This window comes from Streptomyces sp. CNT360 (assembly GCF_000424785.1).
The window spans coordinates 1-13,884 of the sequence record NZ_KE384245.1 but is presented as its reverse complement, the minus strand read 5'-3'; the positions used below and the strand labels follow the sequence as shown (position 1 = coordinate 13,884).

General features: G+C 74.0%; 10 protein-coding genes. 2 read left to right on the top strand and 8 right to left on the bottom strand.

Annotation, left to right across the window (positions count from 1 at the left end; translation table 11 throughout):
- Window positions 1-49: 49 nt before the first annotated feature.
- Window positions 50-1,240: a glutamate ABC transporter substrate-binding protein gene (locus H297_RS39100; RefSeq protein WP_078514805.1), complete on the bottom strand. Its 1,191-nt coding sequence runs from the start codon at window positions 1,238-1,240 to the stop codon at window positions 50-52.
- An 11-nt stretch (window positions 1,241-1,251) separates the two neighbouring features.
- Complete coding sequence (locus H297_RS0129355; protein ID WP_027739962.1) at window positions 1,252-2,703, bottom strand: hypothetical protein; 1,452 nt, start codon at window positions 2,701-2,703, stop codon at window positions 1,252-1,254.
- Window positions 2,704-3,376: 673 nt separating this feature from the next.
- On the opposite strand from H297_RS0129355, the gene H297_RS0129345 reads away from it, so the two are divergent.
- Both H297_RS0129345 and H297_RS0129340 read left to right on the top strand, forming a co-directional pair.
- The gene (locus H297_RS0129345; protein WP_027739961.1) at window positions 3,377-3,778 is read left to right on the top strand and encodes a globin; all 402 of its coding nucleotides are present in this window, start codon (window positions 3,377-3,379) and stop codon (window positions 3,776-3,778) included.
- Window positions 3,779-3,922: 144 nt separating this feature from the next.
- A complete protein-coding gene (locus H297_RS0129340; protein ID WP_158693771.1) occupies window positions 3,923-4,207 on the top strand; it encodes a hypothetical protein in 285 nt (94 codons plus the stop codon).
- Between the two features lie 357 nt (window positions 4,208-4,564).
- Here the strand turns inward: H297_RS0129340 and H297_RS0129335 are convergent, their stop codons facing one another.
- The 6 genes from H297_RS0129335 to H297_RS40575 all read right to left on the bottom strand — a co-directional run bounded on the left by H297_RS0129335 (window position 4,565) and on the right by H297_RS40575 (window position 12,828).
- Complete coding sequence (locus H297_RS0129335; protein WP_027739959.1) at window positions 4,565-5,251, bottom strand: DUF8185 domain-containing protein; 687 nt, start codon at window positions 5,249-5,251, stop codon at window positions 4,565-4,567.
- Entirely contained in the window at window positions 5,232-5,681 is a 450-nt protein-coding gene (locus tag H297_RS0129330) for an acyl-CoA thioesterase (RefSeq protein WP_027739958.1), read from the bottom strand. Before H297_RS0129330 ends, H297_RS0129335 begins: the two co-directional genes overlap by 20 nt.
- A 4-nt stretch (window positions 5,682-5,685) precedes the next feature.
- Window positions 5,686-7,350, bottom strand: coding sequence for an energy-dependent translational throttle protein EttA (gene ettA, locus H297_RS0129325; RefSeq protein ID WP_027739957.1), 1,665 nt, complete (start codon window positions 7,348-7,350; stop codon window positions 5,686-5,688).
- Between the two features lie 360 nt (window positions 7,351-7,710).
- Window positions 7,711-9,201 (bottom strand): thioester domain-containing protein, encoded by a 1,491-nt coding sequence (locus H297_RS0129320; protein WP_027739956.1) that lies wholly within the window; start codon window positions 9,199-9,201, stop codon window positions 7,711-7,713.
- A 279-nt stretch (window positions 9,202-9,480) separates the two neighbouring features.
- The gene (locus H297_RS39090) at window positions 9,481-10,071 is read right to left on the bottom strand and encodes a single-stranded DNA-binding protein (RefSeq protein ID WP_078514803.1); all 591 of its coding nucleotides are present in this window, start codon (window positions 10,069-10,071) and stop codon (window positions 9,481-9,483) included.
- 303 nt (window positions 10,072-10,374) lie between these two features.
- Window positions 10,375-12,828 (bottom strand): GTPase, encoded by a 2,454-nt coding sequence (locus tag H297_RS40575; RefSeq protein WP_486589737.1) that lies wholly within the window; start codon window positions 12,826-12,828, stop codon window positions 10,375-10,377.
- Between the last annotated feature and the right edge of the window lie 1,056 nt (window positions 12,829-13,884).

The following is a 13,884-nucleotide window of genomic DNA, read 5'->3' as shown; positions in this document are numbered from 1 at the left end:
TGCGGTCCGGCGTCTCCCCCTCGGGGACGAGGCCGGGACCGGCACCGGTTCAGTCACGGTAGAGCGCTTCGGGCGGTGCGGGCTTCTTTCCTTCCGTTCCCTCGATGTTCTCGGCCAGCCACCGCTTGTACGAGGTGTGCCAGTCGTCCTTGCGGAAGTCCTTCAGCACCTTGTTGACCCTGCGCACGAGGTCCTTGTCGTGGAGGTTCATCGCGACACCGTAGGGCTCGATCGTCTGCGGCTCGCCGATCAGTTCCACGGACGGGTCCTGCGCCGCCTGCCCGGCGGCCAGGGCGCTGTCGGTGACGGTGGCGTCCGCCTCGCCCAACTGGAGCCGCACCAGGCAGTCGAGCTGGTTGGGGACCACGACGGGCTTCGCGCCCAGGGCCGCGTACCTGTCCGACTTCATCATCGTCTCCGCCGTCGAACCCGAGGCGTAGCACACCCGTTTGCCGCGGATACTCGTATCGAAGCCCTTGACGCGGGCGTGCTCCTTGGGCACGAGGAGCTGCTGGCCCGCCTCGAAGTAGGCCGTGGAGAAGGCGACCTTGTCGATGCGGTCGCAGGCGATGGTCATGGTGCGCACCACCATGTCGACGTCGCCCTTCTGCAGGGCGGGGATGCGCTGGTCGGTCGGGATCGTCTTGTAAGTGATCCTGTCGGACCCGTCGTCCCCGAGCAGGTTCCGCGCTATGGCCTTCACCAGATCGATGTCGAAACCCTCGATCTTCCCGGTCGTGGGGTCGCGGTAGCCCCACAGGTAGCTGTTCTGGTCGACGCCGACGACCAGCTTGCCGTTCTTCTTGATCCGCTTGACGGCCTCCCCGTCGTCGCCCGAGGGCTTGAGGCTCGCCGCGGGGTTGTGGCCGTCGTCGCACTTCTCCGGCTCGGGCTTCTCGTCCGGGTCGGTGGCCGAGGCCGGATGGCCCGCGGCGGCGGGTGCGACGTGCCGGGCTCCGGCGCCCGGAGCGGGTGCCGGAGCGGGGGCGACCCCTGCGGCCCCCGCGACCACGGCGACCGCGGCGGCGGCTGCCGCACCGCCCGCGACGACGGCCCACCGGCGGCGGTGCGCCCCGCGCGCGGCCGTTCCCCGTCCGGGCACGGCCGCTCTCGTCCTGGCCGCTCCGTCCGCCACGTCCGCCCTGTCCGTCGTGTCTGCCCTGTCCGTCGTGGTCTCCCCGCTCCGGCGGGCCCCCTCGGCGCCCGGTTCCTGCACGTGTCCGCTTCCGGTGGCTGTCATCCCGTCCCCCCTCACCGGTACTCCGCCAGCCTGCGCCCGACGCCCAGCACCGCGGCGGCGGCGCCCAGGACCGCCAGCAGCAGGGCGCCGACGGTCAGGCCGTCGAACCAGTCACGGGCCGATCCGGCGGCCTGCTCGAACTGCTGCTGCTCGTGCGCGCCCGCACGGCCGAGGCTCGTGTCGGCCTGGTCGAAGCTCTCCCCTGTGCTGTCCTTCGCGCCGATCACCTGCTCGACGGCTGCCTCGTAGTCCCCGTTGTTGTCCTTGACCCGTTCGGCCAGGTGCCGTTGCTCCCAGGTGTCGAGGGCCTGTTCGGCGTCCCGCACCGCCTGCCGTCCCGTACGGTCGTCGGCCAGGCCGCGGGCCGTACGCAACAGCCCCTCCGCACCGTGCGCCGCCGACCGCCTCTCGCCCACGATGGCCTTCATCCGCTTGCGGTAACTGTCCTCGTACGCCGCGCCGCCACCCCGCGCCACCAGGGTCATGTTCTCGTCGCCGCGCGCCTGGAGGGTGGCGATCCGCGCCTCGTTGAGGGCGTGCAGGGAGCGGGCTCCCTTGGTGTCCGACTCGTGCAGCCCCGCGCGGGCCAGCGCATGCCCGCCCGTGAGCCACACCAGCAGGGCGAGGGTGGCTGCGGTGGCGCCCAGCAGACCCTGGTTGAGGACCCGGTTGGTGCGGCGGTACGTGCGGCGCTGTGCCCAGCCCAGCGCCGCCAGCGCGACGAGGCCGACAGCGACGGCGAGGTAGGGCCAGGCGGTCGCGTCCCGGTAGTCGCCGTGCAGCCGCCCGTTCTCGACCGTGTACAGCTTGCGGGCGGCCGGCAGGAGTTCGCCGCGCATCTTGTCGTTGGCGTACCGCAGGTAGGCGCCGCCCAGCGGCAGCCCCTGCCGGTTGTCGGCCCGCGCTGCCTCGACCAGCCCCGTGTAGACGGGCAGTTCCCGGTTCAGGACGGAGATCTGCCGCTCCGCGGTGCCCGACCCCGAGGAGTTGGCGGCCGCGCTGCCCAGCAGCTCCGACGCCTCCCGGATGTCCTTCTCGTAACGCTGCCGCACCGCGCGGGGCTCGTCGCCCTCGGCCAGGAAGCCGCTGGAGGCGGACGTGTCCGCGTCGGCCAAGGAGCGGTAGATGCGGGCCGCGTCCGCGCTCAGCGGCTGGCTGTGCTCGACGACGGAGTCGGCCGCGGCCACCCGGTCGGAGACCTGCCAGGCCGTGACCGCGCCGAACAGCACCAGCAGCACGGCCAGGGCGGCACCGATCGCCCGCAGCCTGCCCGGCTCGGTCGTCACGGCGGCCCGCGACCCGTCCGCCGCCCGGGAGAGGAACGCCGCCCGCCCGGGGCGCGCGCCCCCGCCGGGCGCCGACGGCGGTGTCGCCGCGCTGCCCGCGGCGGGCGCAGCGGGCGCGGGTTCCGGCACCGCCGGCACGGGCGGTGGAGTCGGTGGCGCGGTCGGCGGTCGTGTCACGGATTGAGCCTCCCCCTCGGTCGCGTGCAGACACCTCGCCGGTCTCCCCCGCGCTTCTTCCCCTCCCGGCGCGGCCCCGGCTCCCCTGCCCGGGCCGCGGACGTCGGAGCGTGCGGCCGTGGTGCCTCGGTGCAGCAGTATGGCCGCAGTGGCCGGTGACCACACCGGCCCGGCCGGGATCTTGTTCGTATCGCGACCAAACCGGCGCGGGCCCGCGAGACCCCGGAACGGCTGTCCCGTGCTGTCCGACCGCGCCGAGCCGTCGGCACCCGGGCCTCCGCCCGCACCGGACGGCCGCCGCCTGCCGCAAGGGGCCGCACCCACCCGCTTGCACGCCGCGGGGCGGCCGGGCGGTTCCCACTGCGCGCGGTCAGCGGTGTCCGCGACGGAACGGAACCGCAGGTTCCGCACCTGTTCTCCGGCCATGTCGGAAAAGCGGCTGTGGCGGCCGGACCAGCAGCGGCGGAGGCCGGTGTGTGGCACTGCCGGTGAGGGGCGGCCTGCTGCCGCTCGCGGCGGTGACGACGCTGATCGCCTCCCGGCTGTCGGACCGGGACAGCACGTGAGCGCACGGACGCGTGCCGCCCGGCTGCCGGGCGACGGCGCGTGACCGGCCCGGGCGGGTCCTAGGGCCGGGGTCCTCCGCCGCAGTGTCTGCCACCATGGACGGGTGATGGAGATCAGGCGCGGCAGTCTTCCGACGCAGACCTTCTACGAACAGGTCGGCGGCGAGGAGACCTTTCGACGGCTCGTGCACCGTTTCTACGAAGGGGTCGCCGAGGATCCTGTGCTGCGGCCGATGTACCCCGAGGAGGATCTGGGCCCCGCCGAGGACCGGCTGGCGCTCTTCCTGATGCAGTACTGGGGCGGCCCGCGCACCTACAGCGACTCGCGGGGCCATCCCCGGCTGCGGATGCGGCACGCCCCGTTCAAGGTGGACCGCGCGGCGCACGACGCGTGGCTGCGGCACATGCGCGAGGCCGTGGACAGCCTGGAGCTGCCCGAGCACCTGGAAACCCCGCTGTGGGACTACCTCGTCTACGCCGCCGGGTCCATGGTCAACTCCCCGGACTGAGCAGACCGCCGACCCGTCGGCTGCGCGCGCCGACCCGCACGCGGACACGTGAGCGCACCCCGCCGCGCACGCGGGGGGTCGAGAGCGCCTGGGCGGCCCCGCGCACCGAGGGGACCGGGGCCGAGCGCGCGTGGCGGAATCGTCGTGGCGCGTATGCGGGCACACCGGTTACTCGTCACCGCGGCTCTGCTCTCCGTGCTGGCGGCGACCTCCGTCCTGGCCTCGCCCGCCTTCGGCACCGCCGTCGGGGACGCGGGGCTGCGCCGTGCGCTGGAGCACCAGCCGGCCGACCGCACCGTGCTGGACATGCGCTCCGATGTCACCGCCGGCACCTGGGCGCGCACCGGCGAGACGGTCCGCGCGGCGGCGCGCGGCGCCTTCGGCGGGCTGCCCGTCACCGTCGCCGCCGGTGTCCACTCCGGCCCCTGAGCCCTGCCGCCCTCGCTGCACCCGAAGGACACCCGCGCCCGCACCCGTGGCCCGGGCGGCTCGGGAGACGGAGTTGGTGCGGACGACCCGGGCGGCAGAGGCGGCACGGACGGCGGCACCGGGGGCGACGAGCCCGACCTGGCCCGCTTCGCGTCCTCCACCTGGGCTGCGCCGCGCCACCAGCGAACTGGGCACCACCCCACCGTCCTGGTCGCGGAACCGACGACCACGGCGGCGCTCATCAGCCGGACGCGGCCGACCGCACGGAAAGGGCCCGAGCCCGCAAGCGCGACGGGACCGGGGAGACGGGCGGGCCGGCCCGGCAGCGCAGGACGGAGGGCGGAGAACCGTCGAGGGTCACACCGGGGTGACGCTCAGCCCCGCACCGGCGCCCGGTCCGCCTTGACGCCGTACCACGACCGAACCGTACGCCGTCCGCAACCGCAGCCAGGCGCCGGACTCCAGCAGCGTGACCGGCTCGGTGCCGCGGAGGAACCCCAGCGCGTGGGCCGCGTGCGCGGCGCGCATCGGCAGCCCCGTACGCCCCAGCGGGCGGGACCAGATCTCCTCCGCGAGTGCGTCCAGCGCCTGCCGGCCGCGCCGCTCCGGCGGCAACTTCTCCGCCCGCTGCCGGAACTCGCCCACGGCAGCCACAGCCACCGAGCCGACCGCGTCCAACGGCACCCGGGCGAACTCCTGCCAGCCACCGCGGGGCGGCAGCACCCCCGCCCAGGACGGCCCCGTGACCGGCCGGGGAACGCCCACCGACTCGCGTTCCTCCTCGACCAGTTCCAGCAGCTCCCCGGCCGCGACCGTCACATCGAGCTCGGCCGGCTGCCCGGCGGGCTCCAGCAGCCGGCCCGTCCGCACCGCCAGCACCTCGAAGCGAGCCGGCTTGGCGAACACCCCGGCCACGCCGTCGCCCGCCTGGACACGCACCGCGGCGTTCTTCTCCCAGCGCACCAGCCGCTCCAGGAAGGCGGCCAGCCCGGCCGCCTCCCCCGGATCGGCGAAGACGAGCCGCTCAGCCACTGTGGCTGTCATCGAAGTAGCCCTCCAGGAAGGACCGTTCGGCCGCCGACAGGCGCCGCAGATGGCCCTCCTTGATGTTGTACGGCACCACGACCGTGCGCGCCCGCACGTACGGGCCGCTGCCGGAAGCGGCGCCCTCGCCGTCCCCGGCCGCCTCGTCCCTGATCTCGTACGCGAACGTCACCGAGGCCGCCGTCAGCTTCTCCACCCACAGCTCCACCAGCACCGGGTCGGCCTGGTGCACCAACTGCCGCAGGTAGTCGATCTCGTGCCGCGCCACGACCGTGCCGCCGGCGAACGCCTCCGGGACCGTCGTGCGCGCCGCCCGGCTCAGGAAGTCGATCCTGGCCTCCTCCAGATAGCGGAGGTAGACGGTGTTGTTGACGTGCCCGAAGGCGTCCATGTCCGACCAGCGCAGCGGACACCGGTAGCTGTGCCGCACGCGGTCAGCTCCGGGTCAGCTTCTTGTGCGTCGCCCGGTGCGGACGCGCCGCGTCCGGCCCCAGCCGCTCGATCTTGTTCTTCTCGTACGACTCGAAGTTGCCCTCGAACCAGAACCACCGGCTGTCACCCTCGTAGGCGAGGATGTGCGTGGCCACCCGGTCCAGGAACCAGCGGTCGTGGGAGACGACCACGGCGCAGCCGGGGAAGTCCAGCAGCGCGTTCTCCAGCGAGGAGAGCGTCTCCACGTCCAGGTCGTTGGTCGGCTCGTCGAGCAGCAGCAGGTTGCCGCCCTGCTTGAGGGTCAGCGCCAGGTTCAGCCGGTTGCGCTCACCGCCGGAGAGCACGCCCGCCGGCTTCTGCTGGTCCGGTCCCTTGAAACCGAACGCCGACACGTAGGCGCGCGAGGGCATCTCGACCTGGCCGACGTTGATGTAGTCCAACTCGTCGGAGACGACCGCCCACAGCGTCTTGTCCGGGTTGATGTTGGCGCGGCTCTGGTCCACATAGGAGATCTTGACCGTGTCACCGACCTTGATGGAACCCGAGTCCGGCTCCTCCAGGCCCTGGATCATCTTGAACAGCGTCGTCTTGCCCGCACCGTTGGGACCGATCACCCCGACGATGCCGTTGCGCGGCAGCGTGAAGGACAGGTCCTCGATCAGGACCTTGTCCCCGAACGCCTTGTTCAGGTTCTCCACCTCGACGACGACGTTGCCCAGGCGCGGGCCCGGCGGGATCTGGATCTCCTCGAAGTCCAGCTTCCGGGTCTTCTCCGCCTCGGCCGCCATCTCCTCGTACCGCGTCAGCCGCGCCTTCGACTTGGCCTGCCGGCCCTTGGCGTTGGAGCGGACCCACTCCAGCTCGTCCTTGAGACGCTTGGCCCGCTTGGCGTCCTTCTGCCCCTCCACCTTGAGGCGGGCCTGCTTCTTCTCCAGGTAGGTGGAGTAGTTGCCCTCGTAACCGATGGCCCGGCCGCGGTCCAGCTCCATGATCCAGCCGGCGACGTTGTCCAGGAAGTAGCGGTCGTGGGTGATGGCCACCACGGTGCCCGGGTACTTCGCCAGGTGCTGCTCCAGCCACTGCACCGACTCGGCGTCCAGGTGGTTGGTGGGCTCGTCCAGCAGCAGCAGATCGGGCTGCTCCAGCAGCAGCTTGCACAGGGCGACGCGGCGCTTCTCACCACCGGACAGGGTGGTGACCGGCCAGTCGCCGGGGGGGCAGCCCAGCGCGTCCATGGCCTGTTCGAGCTGCGCGTCCAGGTCCCAGGCGTTCGAGTGGTCGAGCTGCTCCTGCAGCTTGCCCATCTCCTCCATCAGCGCGTCGGTGTACTCGGTCGCCATCTGCTCGGCGATCTCGTTGAACCGGTCCAGCTTCTGCTTGGTGTCGGCGACACCGTCCTGGACGTTCTCCAGCACCGTCTTCGACTCGTCCAGCGGCGGCTCCTGCAACAGGATGCCCACGCTGTAGCCGGGGGAGAGCATGGCGTCGCCGTTGGAGGGCTGCTCCAGACCCGCCATGATCTTGAGCACGGTCGACTTGCCCGCACCGTTGGGGCCCACGACACCGATCTTGGCGCCCGGCAGGAAACTCAAGGTGACGTCGTCGAGGATCACCTTGTCGCCGTGCGCCTTGCGCGCCTTGCGCATGGTGTAGATGTACTCAGCCAAGAGGAACCGTCCGAGCTTTCGTAGGTAGTCGCACGCGGCCAGGCCGCGCGGGTCGTCTCGTCATGCGGCAGCGCGCCGCGGTGCTCGCCGATGAGTGAGCTGCGGCCGTACCACGTCAGGCATACGCACCCCATCTTGCCGCACTCGTGCCCGACCCCGGAAACGGGATCCGCCCCGCACCCCGCCCCCCTCCGAAAACGGCCACCCTCCGACGCCGGTTCCCGCCCCGACACCGGCCGTCCGCTCTGAAGCCCGCCACCCCGGACCCCGTGGGGGTGGGGGGCGGCCATGGCAGCGTCACCGCGACGGGGCGGTGACGCCGGGCGGGCAGGGCAGAGGAGGAAGCAGGGGCGCTCGCGGTCAGTCCCGGCGGCGGACGATCCGCAGCGTGGTGACACCGACGGCGAGGAGGCCGATGGCCACCGCTCCGAACAGCCGCGTGCTGCCGCCGCCCGTCTCGGCCAGGTCACCGTCTCCCCTCACGGCCCCGCCTCCGCCGACGGTCGCCGGGCGTTCGACCGTCTCCGGGGCGCTGCGCCGGGTGATGCCGCCGGTGGCGGCCGCCGTCGTACAGTCCAGGACCCCGCTGAACGTCTTCGCGTACCCGTGCGGTCCGCGCACGGGAATCCGGTACGGCTGGTCCTCGTCCACGGGCACCGTCACCGTCCCGTGCTGTCCCTCGGCGATCTCCTTGCGCTGCTTGCCCACCCGGAGAGGGAACGCGGCATCCCCCTCGTTGGCGACGGTGATGTCCACGCCGTGGCCGGCGCAGTTCTCCCGGGAGGTGGTCGCCGGCACCGGGCCGCTCCCGGCCCAGTTGACGGAGGAGACGGCCGAGACCGTCGACTGGCTGGAACCCGCCAGGATCTGGGCCTGGCTCCTGCCCCGCTCCCCGAGGCCGGTGAGGACCCGGCCCACCGCCACCTTCGTCGCCGCCTGCGCGGTGAGCGTGGCCGCCCCCGAGTCATCCCCCTTGGGCAGATCGAGGTAGAGCTTCGTCCCGTTGCGGGCGGACTCGACCGGCTCGCCCTTCCTGTCGACCAGGCGCACCCCGGCGGAGGCGGCACGGGGACCGGGCGCCACACTCACGGTGGACGCGTTCGTGCGTACGGTCACCGGACCGGTGCGCCGGCCACTGCGCCCCGAGACCTCCCCCCGGTCGAAGGCCAGCGACACCCCGGGCTCGGCCATCGGCCGGGCCTTCCTGACCAGATGGTCCGCGAGCTTCCGGGCGGCGGGGGAGGTGGGGGTGATGGAGGGATGGGCTCGGGTGGCCGCCCCCCTCCCCCCTCCCCCCGCGTCCCCCCGTGTCCCGTTCTCGGCCAGGCGCCAGATGGCGACCTGTGTACCGGCAGCGGCGGTCTCCGGGCTGAGCCGCTTGGTCCCCGCGGCCTTGGCCAGCGCCTGGAGGTCGTTCAGGCGCGGATACGAATGCGCGACCACCCACCGGATCCTGCCCGCGTTGCGGTTGCCCGACAGCGGCGAGGACTTCCACGCCCCCTCGGCGTAACGGGACTGGCTCTGAGCGGGGTTGAGCGCGTCGATTCCGTAGGTCTGCAGCGTGCCGCCGCTGTCGACGGCCATCTCGAAGAGCCCGGCGCTGACCTTCTGGCGCTCACCGGCCACCGTGAGGACCGCCTGGTCGGAGAGTCTCAGCCCGCTCAGGGTGGCCGCCGCTCCGCTGCGCTGAGCGGGCAGCTCTCCGGCGGGCACGGCACCGGCGGCGAGCGCGTGCGCCGCCGGATGCGCCGCCGCCGGCGGTGCGCTCACCGCCGTCACGGCCGTGCACAGCCCCGTGGCTGCGGCGACGGCCGCCAGGCGGTGGGCCGCCCGCGCGCGTACAGAAGTCATGGTCTTCCCCTCTTGGCAGCAGGCACCCGGTCCCGCATCGGACCCGCGTCTCCGATCTGCCGCAAAGCTCGAACCCCCCGGTCGGTACCGTTTGGGATCGTAGGAAGATCAACGGCGCGCTTTCCCCCTGATTCACGGTGGTCACACATTCCGACTCGGAATCGTTATCGCCGAATCCGGCGGACCGGGACGATCACGGCGCACCTCACTGACCTGGAACGCTCCCTTCCGGAACGCCCTCGGACCAGCACCTGTCTCTCCGGGGCCCCTCCGTGCCGCTCACCTCTTCCCCGCTTCTTCCCTCGGTTCTTCCGCCGCTTTCCCGCCCGCCTCTCCCCTCGTCCGTCCCGTGGCTCCGTCCGCACCTCCGCCGGAATCACCGGTTTTGCCAGGGACCTCGCCGGTGTCTTCCTCCAAGTGCCCCGAGGGGTGCCGGTGGCCGGACAGCGTGGCGTCCCTGTCGGCCGGCGGCCAGGCCGGGGCGGGGCCTCGTGTCAGCTCCGGGTGCGCGCGGGAGCCCCGGACGAAGGCAGCGGTGCCGCGCGACAGGTCGTGTCCCACGGTGGATGCCATCAGATCCGCGGTCAGATAGCGCCTGCCCTCGCGTTCGTCCTCCACGATGCGGAGCCGGCCGCGCACGACGACGGGTTCGCCGCGGGAGATCGAGGAGGCGACGTTGGTGGCCAGGGAGCGCCACGCCCACACCGTGTAGAAGCTGGTGGACACATCGGTCCAGCTTTCGGTGCGCCTGTCGAAGCGCCGCACCGTGCTGGCGAGCCGGAACCTGGCCACCGGTACGCCGGATGGAGACATCCAGTGGTCGACCTTCGTCGCCACGTTCCCCAGCACCGTCACCTGCGTCTCATTCATACGAACCACCCCCGTGCGGCGGCAGGTTGGTGCTGCCGCGCGTTTGCTGTGTGCTCTCGTGCGTTCGGCTTCCAGCGTGGGGGAGGGAACGAGGCCGTAGAAAAAGGGAGGGAAATCTGTGGATTACTCGGGAGTTGTGCACAGGCCGGTCACTTGTGTGGGTGACAACGGCCGGCCCGTGGCGTCCCGGCTGCCACGGACCGGCCGCTTGTGCATGTCCCTCGGGCCCGGTCGAGCCTGCCCGGCCGAACCGCGACCGACCGGCCCGGAGAGGGCCGACCGACTCGTCAGCGGCTGCCCGGCTCAGACGTGGCCGGCCGGCTCGCCGTGGCCGACGCGCTCCTCACGGGCGGCGGGATCGGCACGGCGCCACGCGTCGCCCGAGGTCTCACCCGGGGTCTCGTCCCAGGCCGCCGCGCCCGAGGCGCCGACCGGGGCACGGCCCGCCCCGCTCCCCGCAGCGTGGTCGTACGGGGTGGCGTCGTCGTACGCGAAGGCGCCTCCCGCCCCCGTACCGGCGGTTCCGAACGCGCCGGGGCCGCCTGTCTCGCCCAAGCCGGCGCGCGCGCCGGGAGCGCCGAGGACACCGGGGGTCTCGAACTCGTCCCCCGCACCGACCGAGCCGGCCGCGATGGCGTACTGCTCCCGGACCTCCCGGTAGCGCTGGAGCTCCGCGGCGACCGGGTCCAGTACCCGGTCGTGACCGCAGCAGGCGGCCATCTGCCGCAGCTTGCGTTCCGCTTCGAGACCGTGGGCACGGGCGCGTCCGCGCGCCGCCTTGCGGCACCCCCAGGCGAGCAGGGGCCCCGCCACGGTGGACGCCGTCAGTGCGACGCAGGGCAGCAGGACGGCGTGGGTGACGCCGCCCGCCATGGCGACAGTGGCCAGGGCCCAGACGACGGCGGCCGCCTGGAGGCAGAGGAGCAGCCACTGCCCGGCGAGTACGGCGCCGTACCACGGCGGGCGCGGCGGCCGCGAGGCCCGTGAAGCCCGTGAGGCCCGAGCCGCGCGGGCGGCCCGTCGCCGGGTGCGGTCCGCACGCCGCCGTCGGCCTGCACGTCCTTTGCCGTCGGCGCCGTCCTCCACGGCTCCGTCCGCCCCGGCCTCGCGGGCGTCCGCAACTTCCCCTTCTCCTCCGGTCTCCCGGGCCTCGGCGTCGCGCGCGACGGTCCCGGGGGCTTCTCCGGCCCCGCCCGCGGCCGGGGCCGGATGGGCGCTGCCATGGATGTCCGCGGCGCAGGACTCCATCACCCCGTCCAGCGCCTCCGGCAGACCGGCGGCGCCGCGGCGCGCGGCGTCCCGTACGGTGCGGGCCCACGCGCCGGGCAGGCCGGTCGCGGCGGCGTCGGCGAGTTCTCGTACGGCCTGGGCCACCACGGGCCGGGCGGCGCGGGGCTGCTGGAGGGTCTCCCGGGTGCCGGCTGCGTCGCGCGTACGCCGTCCGGCCCTGGGACCGTCGCTGCCCGTCCCGGCTTCCGCCCGGGCCCCGGCCGCCGCTCCCCGGGGCGGTCGGCTCCCTCGTCCCGCCCCCTCGGCGCCGTCACCCGGCCCCGCGTGGTCCACCGAAGGCCCCGCCTCTGCCGGTCCCTCGCAGCCCTCGTCCGTCTCCTGTTCGAGGGAGGAGGACGCGTCGGCACGGTCGGCGACGCGGGGCCGGGAGGCGTACCACCGAAGGGCCCTCACCCACGGGGCGCCGGAGGAGTGTTCGACCTGGCGCAGCCAGGCCCGTTCGGCGGCCTGACCGGCGGCTGCGGCACCGACGGCGACGGCGAGACGGTCCTCGAAGTCGTCGCGGGCGCCTTCGGTGAGTCCGGCACCGCCGCCCGCCGCGCCGGGGCCGGGGTCGGCGTAGACGGGGCGGAGACGTTCCATCGTGCCGTCGAGGTCGGCGTTGAGCCGCAGTACGGCGGCGCGCTGCTGGGCGACGAACCCGCTCAGCTCCTCGTGCAGGAAGCCGATGCCCTCGTGCGTGAGCGCGGAGGCGGACAGGACGACGGCGCCGGGCTCGCCGTGCTCGCCCAGAGCCATGCCGTCCTCGTCCAGCAGGCGCCGCAGGTCGTCGAGGACGGCGTCGACGGCGTCCCGGGTGAGGCGGTCGGTCTGGTTGAGGACGACGAAGGTGACCTCGGCGTGCCCGGCCATGCGGCGCAGGTAGCTCTCGTGCAGTACGGCGTCCGCGTACTTCTCCGGGTCGACCACCCACACCACCGCGTCGACCAGTTCCAGCAGCCTGTCCACCTGTTCGCGGTGGCCGGGGGCGGCGGAATCGAGGTCGGGCAGGTCGATGAGGACCAGTCCGCTCAGCGTGTTCTCGCGCGTGCGGTGGCGGGCGTGCACCGGGATGCCGAGCCGGTCGAGCAGGCCGTCGGGCCCGGCGTCGCTCTCCCGTGCGGACGTCTCCCAGGTGCAGGCGACGGGCGCGGCGGTGGTGGGGCGGCGCATGCCGACTTCGGAGAGGCGCTCCCCCGCCAACGCGTTGAACAGCGAGGACTTGCCGCTTCCGGTGGCGCCTGCCAGGGCCACGGTGGTGTAGGAGCGGGGCAGTCCGCGGCGGGCCGCCGCCTCGTCCAGCACCCGCCCGGCCTCGGCCAGCACGTCGGCGTCCAGCCGGGTACGGGAGAGTCCGACGAGCTCTCGCAGCGCGCCGAGCCGCTGCCGCAGGAGCTGCTCCCCCGCGTCGCGAGCGCCGTCCCCGTCCCTCCCGGCCCGACCGTCACAGCCGCCGCGGGCCCCGCGGGCGCCGCTCAGGCCGTGCATGTCGTGCAGGCCGTGCATCTCCCGCACGGTGTGCAGGCCGGGCAGTTCACCCAGCGGGTGCGCCTCGCTCAGCCCGTGCGCGTCACTCGGACCGCGGGAGACACCCGGGCGGTGCGCGTCGCTCAGGCCGGGGGAAGCACTCGGGCCGTGGGTCTCCCGCGGGGTGGGGGGGATGCCCGGGCCGTGCCGGTCCGGCGCACCGTAGGCGTCGTATCCGTCGGTGCCGTGCAGGGCCCGTTCCTCGCGTGCACCGCCTGTCTCGACGACGTCCCCTCCGTCACGTCCCTGCCGCGTGTCCCGTCCGTCACGGGTGGCGTGCGTGTCGACGGCTTCCCGTGCGGCGGGGGCGCCGTACGCGTCGGGGCCGGCGTCCCGGCGTGCGTCCCACCGCGCGCCCCCCTCGGTCGCCCGGGGGATGCGGGCGGCCGAGGGGGCGTCGGCACCGGTGGCGGCGGGGCCGGGTGAGGCAGCCGGGGCAGGACCGGGTACCGAGCCCTGCGCCGGACCGGTGCCGGAAGCGGAGGCGGGGTCCGGAGCGGGGGTCGGGGCGGGGACCGGCGCGTCGGTGTGGAGGGCGGTCCCGGTGTCCGTACCGGCATCACGGCTGGTGGCGGCATGCGCGCCTGCGGCGGGCTCCGGCCAGGGTACGCTGCGCCAGGCAGGCGCGAGCCCGGGTGCGGAGAGGTCGGCCGTCCGCTCCGCCGACTCCTCCGCGGCGGGTACGTGACCGAACGGGAGCGGCGCGCGGCCGTCGGGGCCCGGCGCGTGGTCGGGCGCGCCTTGCTGGGTGGGTTCCGGAGCCCGTTGGGCACGTACCCGGCGGGCGATGACGCCGTCGTTCCAGACGGGGCCGAGCTCGGCTTCGGTCACACAGGTCTGCGGCTCCGGGTCACCGTCCGCCTGCCGGGACCGGGGCTCCGCCTCCCCCGCGTGGACAGCAGTGCCCGCCGCTGGCTCGGCGGCGGGTGGCTCGGCCTGCTGGTGCGGTACGGGCACCACCGGGCCGACAGCCGCTTGACCGGGGGCAGCCTGGCCGGGGGCAGCTTGACCGGAGGC